Source organism: Desulfovibrio sp. (assembly GCF_019422935.1).
Classification (GTDB): Bacteria; Desulfobacterota; Desulfovibrionia; order Desulfovibrionales; family Desulfovibrionaceae; genus Desulfovibrio.
The window spans coordinates 228827-243307 of record NZ_JAHZCJ010000003.1; the positions used below are offsets into that span (position 1 = coordinate 228827).

General features: G+C 57.1%; 11 protein-coding genes. 5 read left to right on the top strand and 6 right to left on the bottom strand.

Annotated elements, in window-relative coordinates:
- Positions 1 to 74 precede the first annotated feature (74 nt).
- A complete protein-coding gene (locus tag QZ383_RS06300; RefSeq protein WP_346770018.1) occupies positions 75 to 1100 on the bottom strand; it encodes a molybdopterin-binding protein in 1026 nt (341 codons plus the stop codon).
- A 307-nt stretch (positions 1101 to 1407) separates the two neighbouring features.
- Between QZ383_RS06300 and QZ383_RS06305 the strand changes: the two genes are divergently transcribed.
- The 5 genes from QZ383_RS06305 to hcp all read left to right on the top strand — a co-directional run bounded on the left by QZ383_RS06305 (position 1408) and on the right by hcp (position 6720).
- Positions 1408 to 1794, top strand: a complete 387-nt coding sequence (locus QZ383_RS06305) for a DVU3141 family protein (protein ID WP_291443975.1) — start codon at positions 1408 to 1410, stop codon at positions 1792 to 1794.
- A gap of 96 nt (positions 1795 to 1890) precedes the next feature.
- Positions 1891 to 3687, top strand: a complete 1797-nt coding sequence (locus QZ383_RS06310; protein WP_291443976.1) for a polysaccharide biosynthesis/export family protein — start codon at positions 1891 to 1893, stop codon at positions 3685 to 3687.
- Positions 3688 to 3827: 140 nt separating this feature from the next.
- The gene (locus tag QZ383_RS06315; RefSeq protein WP_291443977.1) at positions 3828 to 4517 is read left to right on the top strand and encodes a Crp/Fnr family transcriptional regulator; all 690 of its coding nucleotides are present in this window, start codon (positions 3828 to 3830) and stop codon (positions 4515 to 4517) included.
- Between the two features lie 163 nt (positions 4518 to 4680).
- The gene (locus tag QZ383_RS06320) at positions 4681 to 5034 is read left to right on the top strand and encodes a cupin domain-containing protein (protein ID WP_291443979.1); all 354 of its coding nucleotides are present in this window, start codon (positions 4681 to 4683) and stop codon (positions 5032 to 5034) included.
- 60 nt (positions 5035 to 5094) lie between these two features.
- Positions 5095 to 6720: a hydroxylamine reductase gene (hcp, locus tag QZ383_RS06325; RefSeq protein ID WP_291444076.1), complete on the top strand. Its 1626-nt coding sequence runs from the start codon at positions 5095 to 5097 to the stop codon at positions 6718 to 6720.
- Between the two features lie 519 nt (positions 6721 to 7239).
- On the opposite strand, the gene QZ383_RS06330 is transcribed toward hcp, so the two are convergent.
- The 5 genes from QZ383_RS06330 to QZ383_RS06350 all read right to left on the bottom strand — a co-directional run bounded on the left by QZ383_RS06330 (position 7240) and on the right by QZ383_RS06350 (position 14304).
- Complete coding sequence (locus QZ383_RS06330; protein ID WP_291443980.1) at positions 7240 to 8799, bottom strand: outer membrane homotrimeric porin; 1560 nt, start codon at positions 8797 to 8799, stop codon at positions 7240 to 7242.
- A gap of 468 nt (positions 8800 to 9267) precedes the next feature.
- Positions 9268 to 10332: an ABC transporter ATP-binding protein gene (locus QZ383_RS06335; RefSeq protein WP_291443981.1), complete on the bottom strand. Its 1065-nt coding sequence runs from the start codon at positions 10330 to 10332 to the stop codon at positions 9268 to 9270.
- Between the two features lie 2 nt (positions 10333 to 10334).
- Complete coding sequence (locus QZ383_RS06340) at positions 10335 to 12026, bottom strand: iron ABC transporter permease (RefSeq protein ID WP_240824836.1); 1692 nt, start codon at positions 12024 to 12026, stop codon at positions 10335 to 10337.
- A gap of 93 nt (positions 12027 to 12119) precedes the next feature.
- Entirely contained in the window at positions 12120 to 13175 is a 1056-nt protein-coding gene (locus tag QZ383_RS06345; protein WP_291443983.1) for an ABC transporter ATP-binding protein, read from the bottom strand.
- Between the two features lie 139 nt (positions 13176 to 13314).
- Positions 13315 to 14304: an ABC transporter substrate-binding protein gene (locus QZ383_RS06350; protein ID WP_240824834.1), complete on the bottom strand. Its 990-nt coding sequence runs from the start codon at positions 14302 to 14304 to the stop codon at positions 13315 to 13317.
- Positions 14305 to 14481: the final 177 nt, after the last annotated feature.

Genomic DNA, 14481 nt, shown 5'->3' on the forward strand with positions numbered 1-14481 from the left:
GCGACTCCTTTTAATGATGAACAAAGGTATATGCCTGCGCGGTAAATCCGCGCCCGGGGTCAGATTTCCGCCTCCTATTTCCCGAACGGACAGATCGGATAGCGGCATTCTTCACACTGGGAGCAAAAGCCCCCGTGCCCCAATGCCGCCACATCAGCTGCCGTTACCTCAATGCCGGCCAGCAGGCGCGGCACAACGAGATCAAAAATGCTGGCCTTGTGGTACATGACGCATCCGGGCAGCCCCAACACGGGCACCCGTCCTGCCGCCCCCTGGGCATAGGCCAGGAGGAACATGGCCCCCGGATACACAGGCGCGCCATAGCTGACCACCTCCGCTCCGGAAGCGCGGATGGCGGTTGGCGTGCGATCATCCGGGTCAACAGACATCCCACCTGTTACCACAATAAAATCAGCACCTTGTTCGAGAAAATCCCTGATCGCTCCGGCAGTCATGGGCACTTCGTCGCTGGTGAGGGTCTGCCCCACCACCGTACTGCCAAGAGCGGCAAACTTTTTGCGCAGCACAGGGCCAAAGGCATCCTGAATGCGCCCGTAAAATACTTCGCTGCCCGTTGTGACCACGCCAACCCTGGCGCGACGCAGAGGCAGAACTTCAACGACCGGCCCATCGACGAAAGATTCTAGCTGCCGCAATTTTTCATCCTCAATCATCAACGGCACCACGCGGGCTCCCGCTACCGAGCGCCCCTTGGTCACGTGCTGCATGGAGTGGATAGTTGCGACAGAAATTTCGCCAAGGCTGTTTATACGGTTGAGAACAGGCACATCCACACGCAGCAGCCCGTCACAGGCGGCCTTGAGGTCGATACGCCCTTCCTTGGGCTCCGTGCATGTCAGGTTGCCGCCGGAAACGGCAGAAATAACGCGCGCGGCGGCATCGTTTTCGTGAACCATGCCGGGCAGTGACTCAAAAACATAAAGATGCTCTTTGCCAACCTGCAGCAGCACCTCAACGTCTTCTTCCCGCACAACATGGCCTTTGCGAAAAACAGGCCCTTTGCTTTCACCAGGAATAATTCTGGTGATGTCGTGACACAAAATACTGCCCACGGCGTCATGCACATGGATGGTTTTCATTGCCAGTTTGGACATGACCTCTCCCGAAGCTGACTTCTAGATTGTGCATAAAATACCACCCTTACAACAAATTGCAAAATAAAATTCCTTATTTATTAATTGTGCTTTTGCTAACCATCTGGCTTACCATGGTATCAACAGATAAATTCCTGTTTTTTGCAAAAAGCGTGACTATTATCCCCCCAACGAGTACTCAACCAAGGTCACAAGCGCGTGCGGCATTGACAGCCGCGCGTTTCTTTGCGAGAGGGAAGGAAAAAGCGGTTGTATTTACCACAAAATACGGCAGCCACTAAAAGGAAATGCCATGCAAACGCGTTCAGCTCATTGGCCGATGGCTCTGCCCGGCAAAAGCCGCCTGGGCCTTTCCGGTCTGGCGGTTCTTACGGCCCTGCTGCTCGGCGGGTGCGGCTTCGGCGGGTCCCCGGCCCAGCCGGAAACGCCCCCCGGCCCTGTCACTGGCTTCATGATTGTCTCCGCAGTGGGAGAAACCGCTACTGTTGACGACCCTGATTTTGGCAAGGGGGTGCGCGTGAGCCTGGACGAGCTTTTCACCTCGGCCAAGGGCGAAGACTGCAAACGCGGCACTGTGCTTTCAGGCCAGCGTGAAGCGGAAGTTATTGTCATCTGCAAGGACGACAAAGGGCGCTGGATCATGGCCCCGCGAGTGTGGGGACAAGGGCTTTCGCAGTAGCGGGGCTGAGACTCCGGCCTATTGCCAGCTTGCCCTTTGGCAAAAAACGATCAAGGGTGCATTGCCTCTGGCTAAACCGGGCAAATGTGATTATTTATGGAAGCGCACGGCGAATACCACGCCCGTGCGCTTTCCTTGTTGCAGTTGCAGCCTCGCAGCCCTGTTGAACGGGCATGCCCTGAGCAGACCTCAGCGCCGCCAACCACTAGAGATACAAGGTATTGCGAGAATATTGACTACGGAACCCTGGGGCCATACAGCCTGTTTGCGGAACCACCTCTGGGGGCCATGCAAGCCCGAATCCATTGCATCAACACTGCCATGTCGCACAGAACTATTTTTACTTTTCTGCTGATCTTTTTCGCCCTGTCCAGCGCGGTCAAGGCCGAGAACGCACCCCAGCCCTACGCTGCCAACCTGTTTCAGGGCAATTTTTCGCAGAGCAAGGACGCCGCCAAGGACGCCAAAGATGCCTCCATCATCGCACCGGGCGACCGGGTGGTGCTGCGCCTGTGGGGAGGCGACCTCAAGGTGGACAGCACCCTGATTGTGGCCGCTGACGGACATCTGGATGTACCGGAAGTGGGGGCCATACCTGTGGCGGGCCTTGGCTACGACAAGCTGACCGAGGCCTTGCGCAGCAAACTAGCCGCCAACGGACACGCCGATGCGCAGATCTACGCGGCACCGCTGGATGCCCGGCCTGTGGCTGTTTTTGTCACCGGCGGCGTTGCCAGACCTGGCCGTTACACCGGCACCCCCGGCGATCCGCTGCTGAGCTTTCTGGACAAGGCCGGTGGCCTTGACCCCATGCGCGGCAGTTATCGTGACATCCGCCTGATGCGCGATGGCAAGGCCGTTGCCAGCCTCGACCTCTACCCCTTTGCCCGCAAAGGCGTGTTGCCCGCAGTGCGCGTACAGGAGGGAGACACTCTTGTGGTGGGCGACAAAGGCCCCACCATTACGGCCATTGGTGCGGTGCGCACCTCTGCAAAATTTGAATTTCCCAAGGGCAAATCCACCGGTACGGCCCTGATCGAACTGGCCGAACCGCAAAACAGCGCCTCGCACATCGCCCTCTCCGGCACCCGCAACGGCGCGCCCTACAGCACCTATCTGCCGCTCAAGGAACTGCGCAACCTCATGCTTGAAGACGGCGATCAGGTGCAGTTTATTGCAGATGCGCCCGGCAATACCATGATGGTTGAGGTGCAGGGCGCAGTGCGCGGAGCTTCGCGCTTTCCCGTGCGGCGCGGCGCCCGCCTGCAGGAAGTGAAAAACTTTATTGCCGTTGAGCCTGGCCGTGCCAACCTTCAGGCCATGTACATCAAACGCAAGAGCGTTGCTGCCCGGCAGAAAAAGGCCATTGCGGATTCCCTGCGCAGGCTGGAGGAAACAGCCCTCACAGCTTCCTCCGCCAGTGCGGATGAAGCTGCCATCCGCGCCAAGGAGGCAGAGATGGTCTCCAAATTCGTGGAGCGGGCCAAGAGCGTGGAACCGGAAGGCGTGGTTGTGCTTGACGGCGGGCCGGACAAAGCTGACCTCTCTCTGGAAGACGGCGATATCATTGTGATCCCGCCCAAGAGCGACGTGGTGCTGGTAAGCGGCGAGGTCATGATGCCGCAGGCCATGCTGTGGGGCAAAAAGAAGGATGTGGACGATTACATCAAGGGGGCTGGCGGCTACACCAACCGTGCAGACCACGACAAGGTTCTTGTGCTGCACCAGAACGGCTCCGTCTCGCAGAACGGCGATGATATTCTGCCCGGTGATCAGGTAATGGTTCTGCCCAGGGTTGAATCCAAGAACATGCAGGCAGTCAAGGACATCACCCAGGTTATCATGCAGGTGGTTGTTTCCGCCCGGTTGCTGCTGGGCATGCCGTCGTTGTAAGCTTTTACGTAATTCCGCAGAAAGGGGGGCTTTTGCCCCCTTTTTTATTTCATGCGTACAGGGTGCAAACGTGCGGTTGCATCACAAACGGAATTTGGAGTATGGTTCTGCAAGGAATGCAGAACCTACAAGAGGAATACATGGAACGCGCCCTGGAAGCATCCCCTCTGTTTTCTGGAATGACCGGACAGGAGGCACGTATGTGCCTTGCATGCAGCGGCGCATTTGAAGAGCAGCACGGCAAGGGTGCGCTGATTTTTGCAGAATCCGACCCACCGGAAAGACTGTATGTGCTGCTGGAAGGTGCGGTGAACGTGTGCCGGGAATCAACCGAAGGCAGACGCGCCGTCATGGCGCGTGTGGATGCCCCCGGTGATCTTTTCGGCGAGGTGCATGTTTTTTTGGGCCGGCCGAGCTATGGTTGCAGCGTCCTGGCGGAAACGCCTGTGCGCATACTGGGCATACCCGCCCGGTTTTTCTACGCCACCTGCGAAAAAGCCTGCTCCGTCCATTCACGCATGATCCGCAACATGCTCGGCATTTTTGCGCACAAGGCTTTTTTTCTCACGCGCCGCATTTCACTGCTGTCCTCCGGCAGTTTGCGGCGCAAACTTGCAGCCTTGCTGCTGGAACACCGCCGCCCTGACGGCATAGTTTCACTGGCAATGAACCGCGAACAGATGGCTGATTTTCTGGGCGTGACCCGCCCCTCACTTTCACGCGAGCTCGCCGCCATGCGCGACGAAGGCCTTCTGCAAATGGAGGGTAGAAGCATTCGCGTACCTGACATAGCCTCACTGAATTTTTTGTGCGAATATTTCCCGGCCTGATTGAAATTTATTCTTTTCATAATTAATTTCAGGTTATTGCACATCGCTTCCTTTTTTATCCCGCTCCAAAAATATTTTCATTTTCTTGAGCATCCGTAACATTTGTTACAGAACCATTGTCCCAGCCTTGATAGAACGGAATCGTCAACACAAGGAGGGCCTCATGGACCGCATTCTCAAGAACCTTGAATTCGCCGCAGCGCTGCCCCTGGCCGCGCAGGTCGAGTGCCAGCCTGGCCAGATCGCCAGCAAGACCCTTATCCAAAACGCCTCTGTGGGCATCACCCTGTTTGCCTTTGACGCCAACGAAGAAATCAGCGCCCACACCTCCACGGGTGATGCCATGGTTCTCGTGCTCGAAGGCTCGGCGCAGGTAACCATCAGCGGCCAGTCACATACCGTGCAGGCAGGTGAAGTGATTATCATGCCCGCCGGCCAGCCGCACTCTGTACGCGCGCAAGAGCGCTTCAAGATGCTGCTTACCGTTGTTTTTCCTACCCCCAAGACCCCCGCGTAGGCGGATCACCCCCCAGCCTCCGCTTTGCGGAGTATCAGGAGACATCCCATGAGTAACGCCATGTTCTGCTATCAGTGCCAGGAAACCGTGGGCAACAAAGGCTGCACCCAGGTAGGCGTGTGCGGCAAAAAGCCCGAAACAGCCGCCCTTCAGGATGTGCTGGTATATGTGACCAAAGGCCTTGCGCTGGTTGCCACGAAGCTGCGCGCCCTGGGCAAGACCGTGAACCACGAAATCGACCGTATGGTTGTGGGCAATCTTTTCTGCACCATCACCAATGCCAACTTTGACGATGACATGATCGCCGAGCGCGTGCGCAAAACCTGTGCCGCCAAAAAAGCCCTGATGGCCGAGCTTGCCTCGCGCGACGGGCTGGCCGACGCTGCCCTGTGGGAAGCGGACGACAAGGCCGCCATGCTCGCCAAGGCTGCAACTGTGGGCGTTCTTGCCACCAGCGACGACGATGTTCGCTCCCTGCGCTGGCTCGTGACCTTTGGCCTCAAGGGCATGGCCGCCTATGCCAAGCACGCCGATGTGCTGGGCAAACATGATCCCGCCGTGGACAACTTCCTGCAGGAAGCTCTGGCCAAGACCCTGGACGACAGCCTTTCCGTGGCCGATCTCGTGGCCCTGACCCTTGAAACCGGCAACAAGGGCGTGAGCGTTATGGCTCTGCTTGATGCCGCCAATACCGGCACTTACGGCAACCCCGAGATCACCAAGGTCAACATTGGCGTGGGCACCAACCCCGGCATCCTGATTTCCGGCCACGATCTGCGCGACCTGCAGATGCTGCTTGAGCAGACCGAAGGCACGGGCGTGGACGTGTACACCCACTCCGAAATGCTGCCCGCCCACTACTACCCCGCTTTCAAGAAGTTCAGCCACTTCAAGGGCAACTACGGCAACGCGTGGTGGAAGCAGAAGGAAGAATTTGACACCTTCAACGGCCCCATCCTGCTGACCACCAACTGCCTTGTGCCGCCCAAGGACAGCTACAAAGACCGCGTGTACACCACAGGGGTGGTGGGCTTCCCCGGTTGCAAACACATCCCCGGTGAAATCGGCGAACACAAGGACTTTTCGGCCATTATCGCTCACGCCAAGACCTGCCCGGCCCCCACGGAAATTGAGACCGGCGAAATTGTGGGCGGCTTTGCGCACAATCAAGTGCTGGCTCTGGCCGACAAGGTCGTTGACGCTGTGAAGTCTGGCGCCATCAAAAAATTTGTGGTCATGGCTGGCTGCGATGGCCGCCTCAAGGGCCGCTCCTACTACACCGAATTTGCCGAAGGCCTGCCCAAGGATACCGTTATCCTTACCGCCGGTTGCGCCAAATACCGCTACAACAAGCTTGACCTCGGCGATATCGGCGGTATCCCCCGCGTGCTGGACGCCGGTCAGTGCAACGACTCTTACTCCCTGGCCGTTGTGGCTCTTAAACTCAAGGAAGTGTTTGGCCTCGCCGACATCAACGACCTGCCCATCGTGTACAACATTGCCTGGTACGAACAGAAGGCTGTTATCGTGCTGCTGGCCCTGCTTGCCCTTGGCGTGAAGAACATCCACGTTGGACCCACGCTGCCTGCCTTCCTTTCGCCCAACGTGGCCAAGGTGCTGGTGGAACAGTTTGGCATCGGCGGTATCAGCACCCCGCAGGACGACCTTAAGGCTTTCTTCGGTTAATCCCCGGTTCAAAGGGGCGGCAGATTGCCCTGCCGCTCCCATCATACGAAAGGCGGCGCACCTGTAATGGGTGCGCCGCCTTTTGGCGTTATAATACGGATGGCCCATATGCACAGTAGCTATTGATCGTGCCCAGCAAATGCAGCAACCAGGCTGACTACAGCGTGGTGACGCACCACCGAGATGAGTTGAGGCATATGACGCTCGTCAGCAAAAAGATCATGGAAATGCCGAGGTGGATTAGCTAAGGGGGGCCGCTCATACTACGCGCAATAGCCTGATGCCCCGAGCTGTTTACGCCCCCATGCTGCAAGTAGCTGCGGTCAATAGAATGCCAGGCAGTGAAGCGGCAGCACATCGCCAAGCATTACGAGTACAGCGGGAAGGGACGAGGATAAAACAAGTAACGACACGGAGCGATCAAGGCTAACACTGCCGACTTGCAGACGTAGGCTGGATGCAGGGCAACAAAAAAGGGGAACCCGAAGGCTCCCCTTTTAATCGTAAGGCTAGGTACTCTTAGAAGGAGTACACGAAACGGACGTTCACGTTCCAGGGATCACGTTCCTGGTCGCTACGGCCGTTCATCTTGCTGTTGCCCCACACGCCGCGGGACTGGTCAAGCCAGGTGGCGATGTAGGCGGCGTCAAGGGACACGGTGAAGTTGTCATACATCTTGTAATCGTTGGACAGACCGAATTCCAACGCGGTGTCGTTGGTGGTCATGTACAAGGGGTTCATACCGGCCAACTGGGAGTTGGGGCCAGTGGAATCCTTCAGGGTCTTGTACGCACCGTTGTGACCAGCAAGGTAACGGGTCATGGTGGTGCTGTTGGTGCCGCCGATGAGGTTCAGGCGGAAGGTGTGCTTCAGGTTTTCGATGAAGCTCATATCCTTCAAGCGGGCGCCGATACCCCAGGTGCCGGACATGTCGTAGCCGAGGATGGCTTCGCGGCCAATCATGGGTCCGCCGTTGAAGGCGAAGTCAGAGAAGCCGTTGTTGTTGTTGTTCACGCTGATGGAAGGCATGCGTTCGGAACCGTTGGCCGGGTTGCCGTCGTCGCCGGAAGCGTACCAGCCGTACAAGCCGGGGATGGCCCAGTCAAGCTTGTATTCGAACAGCAAAGAACCCAGCCAGCCAGCGCGGTTGGCGCGGCTGTCTTCATAGGAGACGGAACCGTAGTTGAAATCCCACGCGATGCGGAAGGGATCAAACGCGGTCACTTCGCCGGTCAGGCCAGCCCACACGGCGTTGCCGTAGGTGCCCATGGCCTTGGTGCTGGCGCTGCCGTCCTTATGCAGGGCACCGCCAACGGGGATCATACCAGCGGCAGGAAACTTGCTGCTGGTACCGGAAACGTTGCTGTAGTACTTGTTGTAACCCTCGCCACGGAAGGCGTTGGGGCCAATGGCGCTGTACATGACCCAGGGGGTCACTTTCACGCCGTCAAAGGTCAGGGGCACCAGCAGGGCAAACACGTCCATGTTGTCCATGTAGCTGCTGCGGTTGCCGTTGTGGTCAACGGTATTGACGTAGTTGTCGTTGTAAGGACGGGCCCACAGGGCGGTCACGCCAACGGTTTCGTTGAACTGGTAGGAGGCGGTGATGCCGGCCACGTCATCGTTAAAGACGTTGCTGCCGGTGGTGAAGCTGGGCAGAGCCATGCCCTGAATGCCCATGCGGAACTTCAGGTCAGTCTGGGGAACCATCCAGTCGATGTAGGCGTTCTTCACTTCGACAACATTATTGCCGTCAGCGCCAAGGGCACCGCCCTGATCGGAACGGCCCCAGGCCTGGTCGCCGAGTTCAAAGAACACGGTACCGGACAGGGCTTCAGAAGCCACGGCGTCCAACTGCAGACGAACGCGCTGACGAGCTTCGAATTCGTCTTCGTTCTTGTACTGCTTGGTGGACTGATTGAAGCCCGTCTTGCCGTTACCGCCGGTGAAACCGCCGTTCTGGCCGTAGTCGAAGCTCATGATCCACTGGCCCTTGGCCTTGAAGTCGATGGCGCTGGCGCCCGTGGCAACGCCGAACACAAGGCCGGCCGCCAACAGAAGAGTAGCGATCTTTTTCATGGTTATCCTTCCTTTCTTTTGCCCCGCTTGGGACTATGGTTTCATACAAACGCCTATGGAGCGGTTTCCCGCTTCGGTGTGAATATATGGAAGGCCTAAACACTTTGCAAGCCCTATCGTGCAAAAATTTTTACCAAAAAAGAGCAGCTTTGGCCCAATATTGTATATTGATCTATATTTAAGTAGGTTAAATAAAATCTAGATATAAAAAAAATTTCTGACGCACACCTGTCACAGTGTCATTTTTTTGCAGGACGCGTCCAAATTTCCGCGCTGCTGGCTTACAAACTGTCAGATAGTCGTCGGTTAAAAAATTTTTCACCGTCCTTTTCTCTGCCGCCGCAGATGCAAATCTGGACTTTCCTGGCGGCCACAGACTCCAGAATGCAAAACGGCCATGCGCATTTCCAAAAAGCGCATGGCCGTAAACAGCGACAAACTGATCAGACGTAGTAGTGAACCGCACTACTAGCTGGCGGCATCCACTGGGAACCACAAGGGTTTCAAGAAGTGCAGGCGGCAGGTTTCGCCTTCCTGCGGGCCTCGGGAGTACCGCCCCTTCTGCACCCGCACGCTCTGCTCGCCCACGCGTACCTGATAGTCAAGCTGCTCGCCCAAGAATGTACGCCGTTCCACAATGCCGGGCACGCCGCCTTCATCCACAAAATCGATCTCGTTGGGGCGGCTTGCAACAACTCCCCGCCCGGTCTGCACAATGGAGGCATCCGGGGCGCAGCCCGCCGGGAAGTCGGCACTCACGCCGTCAAGCTGCATGTGCATTGCCGTTACCGACATTTCCGTAAAGTTGGACAGCCCGATAAAGCTGAACACAAAACGGTTGGCGGGCCGGGTGTAGACCTCCAGGGGCGAGGCCACCTGCTGCACCACGCCGTTCTTCATCACCAGAATGCGGTCAGAAAGGGCCATGGCCTCCGACTGATCGTGAGTCACATACATGATGGAGAAACCGTAAATTTTTTGCAGTTCCTTGATCTCAAAGCGCATTTCTTCCCGCAGATGCGGGTCGAGGCTTGAAAGCGGCTCGTCCAACAGCATGACTGAAGGATTGATGGCCAGCGCCCGGGCAAGAGCCACACGCTGCTTGCCCCCGCCAGAAAGATCCGCAGGGCTTTTTTGCGCAACTTCCAGCAGGTTGGTATGCCGCAAGGCATCCGCGGTGCGCTTGTGCAGCTCCGCCGAGCCGATCTTCTTGATGCGTAGCGGAAAAGCCACATTTTCATACACGCTCATGTGCGGCCACACGGCAAAAGCCTGAAACACCATGCCGAAATCGCGTTTTTCAGGCGGCAGATAGTACTTTTTGGCGCCGGACGAAAGCAGCTTGCCGTTCACGCTGATTTCGCCCTCATCCAGATCCTCAAAGCCCGCCACCATGCGCAGGGTTGTGGTTTTGCCGCAGCCCGATGGCCCGAGCATGGAGAAGCATTCGCCATCGCCTATCTCGAGATTCAGGGAAGAAACAGCCTTAACCTTGCCAAAATACTTGCTAACATTGCTGAGTGTAATGGACATAATCAGGCCTGCCTGGACTTGGCGAAGTGGTTGATAATGCTCTGCCCCGTCACGATAAGAATGAGGGCAATGCCGGCCAGAGCCGCAGATGTCACGGTCTCGCCGTCTTCATTGAGCGTGTAGATTGCCACGCCGATGGTGCGGCTGGTTGTGCCGTACAGCATGACCGAAACCGTCAGTTCGCGCAGCGCAGGCAAAAAGATCAGAAAGAAAGCCGCGACCATGCCGGGCCGCACCAGGGGCAGCACCACATCGCGCAGGGCCTGCCACATGCTTGCGCCGCAGGCGCGGGCCGCCTCCACCAGCGAATCGTGCACCTGCTCCAGCGCCGCCGAGTTGGCTTTGAGCGAAAATGCCATGTACCGCGCAATGTAGGCGATAAGGATAATCCATATGGTGTTGTAAAGATTCACGCCAAAACGTCCGCTCCAGGCCAGTATCACGCCAAGGGCGATGACCGAGCCGGGTACGGAAAAAGGCAACATGCCCAGAAACTCCAGAAAGCCCTTGCCCCGCACCTGCATCTTTACAATGACGTAAGAAATCATGACGCCCGCAAACATGGTGATGGTGGCGGCAGCCAGCCCAAGGCCGATGCTGTTTTTGATAGCCTGCTGGGTCTGATCCCACTCAAAAAGCACGTACTTGTAGTTGTCGAGCGACAGATTCTCCCAGGTGATGGGCACGCCGTAGGTTTTAAGCCCGCCCACAAGAAAGATGGTCACAGTGGGCAGCACAATGGTGATGGCTATGTACAGCAGGCAGAACACAAACAGAGGCGTGCGCAGACCGCGCAACTTGAGTTCCATGGGTCGGAAGCTCTTGCCCCCGATGATCTGGTATTTGCCGGACCCCAGCACCTTGCGTTGCAGCCAGATAATCAGGCCCGCCGTAACAACCAGCACCGAGGCCAGTACCGTGCCGGTGCGGATGGAGGCAAAGCTGCCCGCGCTCTCATGGATGCGCTCGTAAATCAGCGTGGGGATGTTGTAGATGCCCACCTCGATGCCAAGCACAGCCACGGTGCCAAAGTGCGCCATGGAATACAGCATGATGAGCAACGCGCCCGAGAGGATGCTGGGCAGCACCAGGGGCAGGGTTATCTTGCGGGTGATGGTGAACAGGCCCGCGCCAGATATCCGGGCCGATTCTTCCAGCGTGGGATCCATGCGCTCAAGCGCGCCACATACCTGAATGAACACAAAGGGGAAAAGATACATGGTTTCAATGGAAATGATGCCCGCATAAGAAAAGATGTTGAACAGGGCATCTTCCGCACCCGTCACATCGCGCCAGAGCCTGTTGATATAGCCCGCGCGGGGCGAGAGCAGCATCTTCCATGCCAACGCGCCGATGAACGAGGGCAGCATGAAGGGCACAAGAAACATGCTCTTCATAAAACCCTTGTAAGGAATGTCCGTGCGCGTCACCAGCCATGCAAAAAACGTCCCCACGGTGGTGGCGCAGAGGGTTACGCCGCTGGCGATAAACAGCGAGTTCATCAGGGCCTGATAGGTTTCGCCCTCGCTGAGGGTTTTTACCAGATCCGCCGCGTTGAACTGCCCGTTTACAAAAAAGGCGTTGAAAAAGATGAGCGCCACCGGCACCACGACCACGATAACCAGAATAGCAATGGAGAGCAGCAGAATCACCTCTGCCACGCCCCACGAACGCTGTTGTCTGACTGCTTGCATACCTGACCGCCAAATTTGGAGTAATCCTGCGCCCGTTATCCAGCCCGCCGGATTGTCCGGCACGCTGCGCGGCGCGCTGCTGCAAAATCCAGCCTAGCTGAACCAGTGCGCCCCACGAAGGTTGATGACGCATTCGTCCCCTTCGTGCAGCAACAGATCGCGGGCCAGGGCCTCGTGGGTATCCACCGCCGTGCGCACCTGCTGGCCGCACACATCGAGCTGATAATCGGTAAACGCGCCCAAAAAGCTGGCGCGGCGCACCGTTGCCCGCAACCCCTGGCCTTGACGGCCCAGTTGCACATCTGAGGGGCGAAATCCCACCCTCACCTCGCCAGCAAGACCAGCAGGCGGCTCAAGGGGAAAAACATGCCCGTCAATGCTCGCAACCCCGCCGCCCACGGTTGCCCGCAAAAAATTGCTCATGCCCAGAAAGGAAAAAACAAATTCGTCTGCTGGCGTGGCAAAGAGCTCTTCGGGCGTGCCTATCTGGCGGATGGCCCCCTGCTCGTCCAGCAGGGCCATACGGTCAGATATGGCCAGCGCGATTTCCTGATCATGGGTCACATACAGGATGGTCACGCCCAGATTTTTTTGCAGTGCCTTGATTTCAAAGCGCATTTCTTCACGCAGATTGGCATCAAGGTTGTTCAGCGGCTCATCCAGCAGCAAGAGGCTGGGCTGGGCCACCAGGGCGCGGGCCAGGGCCACCCGCTGCTGCTGCCCACCCGAAAGCTGGGAGGGGAGGCGATCTTCCATGCCGGTGAGGTTCACATCGTCAATGCTCTTTTGCACCAGGGCTGTAGCCTCCGCGGCATCACGCCGGGCGATCTTGAGGGGATAGCCCACGTTCTGGCGCACCGTCATGTGCGGCCACACGGCATAATCCTGAAACACCACGCCAAGGCTACGCTGCTCGGGGGGCAGGGCCGTGCCGCTCTCGGCATCTGCCACAACTTCGCCGCCAATGCTCATGCGCCCGGCATCCAGTGTTTCAAAGCCTGCCATGATGCGCAGCAGCACAGTTTTGCCGCAGCCGGAAGGCCCGATGAGGGTGAAGCATTCGCCGTCCCGCACCGCAAGAGATAAATCCTTAAGAACCGTATGGTCGCCAAAGGATTTTGATATGTTTTCAAGAAGTATTTCTGCCATGAAAATTCCCGCTTGCGCTGTGGCGCTGTCGGGCAGCGCCTGCCGATTGCTCCCCGGCAAGCATGCCCGTGGCTGATTCAGACCTCCCGCGCGGCGTAACCGCGCGGGAGCAGGATGCCAAATTGTAACGTTTCCGCCACTATTTCGACATCATAATATCTGTAAATTTTTTAACAGTGGCTTCCTTTTCGCTCAATATATGCTGGTAATCAATTTTTATGCCGCGTTCAAAGGCCTTCTCACTGGTAGGCAGGCCAAATTCCGCCGGGGGCACAATGCCCTTGCGCACGGGCAGGGTTCCCTGATCGGCCAGAATTTTCTGCCCTTCTTCTGAAAGCAGAAAGTCCACAAACTTCTTGGCCGCTTCCAGGTTGGGAGTGCCCTTGAATATGGCTGCGGGGCTGGGGATCACCAGCATTTCAGGCGGATAAACCAGAGCAAGGTCCGCGCCCTTCTTGATTTTGTCGTTTACAATATAGTCCACGCCGATGCAGGCCAGAAGGTCGCCGGAGGCAGTGTCGTCAATGACCTGCCCGGAGCCCTTGCCCATGCGCGCCCCATTTTTATGGACATTTTCTATGTATTCCCAGCCGAACTTGTCCACCAGCAACTGAATGCTCATGTAGGACGTGCCGGAAAGCGCCGGATTGGCAATGCCAAAGGCCTTTTTGAACTCGGGCTTCATCATGTCGCTCCACTGGGCGGGAGCTTCCTTCACGTGGCGCTTGTTGTAGGCGATGCCAAGCGTACCCAGGCGAATGGCCGTGAACGAGCCGTCAAAATCCGGGAATGGATTGATGACGTTCTTCAGCTCGGGGGAATCGTATTTTTCCAGAATGCCCTCGGACTTCATGTTAAAGAAGTCCGGCACTTCGCTGGTCCAGATAATATCGGCCATGATCTTGCCCGACTGACGCTCGGTGGCAATTTTCGCCATGAGCTTGCCCGCGCCAGCAGACTGATAATCCATAGCGATATCGGGATATTTTTTTACAAAAGCCTCTTTGAGCGAACCAATAATAGATTCCTTCATGGAGGTGTAGACCACCAGTTTTTCGGCTGCAAAAGCCGAAAACGCCGAGCCCGCCAAGAAGACGGCAGCAATAAAGAGAATGCTGATTCGTTTCATCTGTCATTCGCTCCTTTTGAATGTTCGCTGAAAACCGATCACGTTCCGACCAATTCTTACATCCTGTCGGAATTTTTCTCAAAGGTAGCTAATGCAGGCGATGAAGACAATGCGTTTTTACCCTGCTGGCACTTCTGTCAGTCCAGTATCGGGCACGTCCCCCGCAAGACGGTTCCG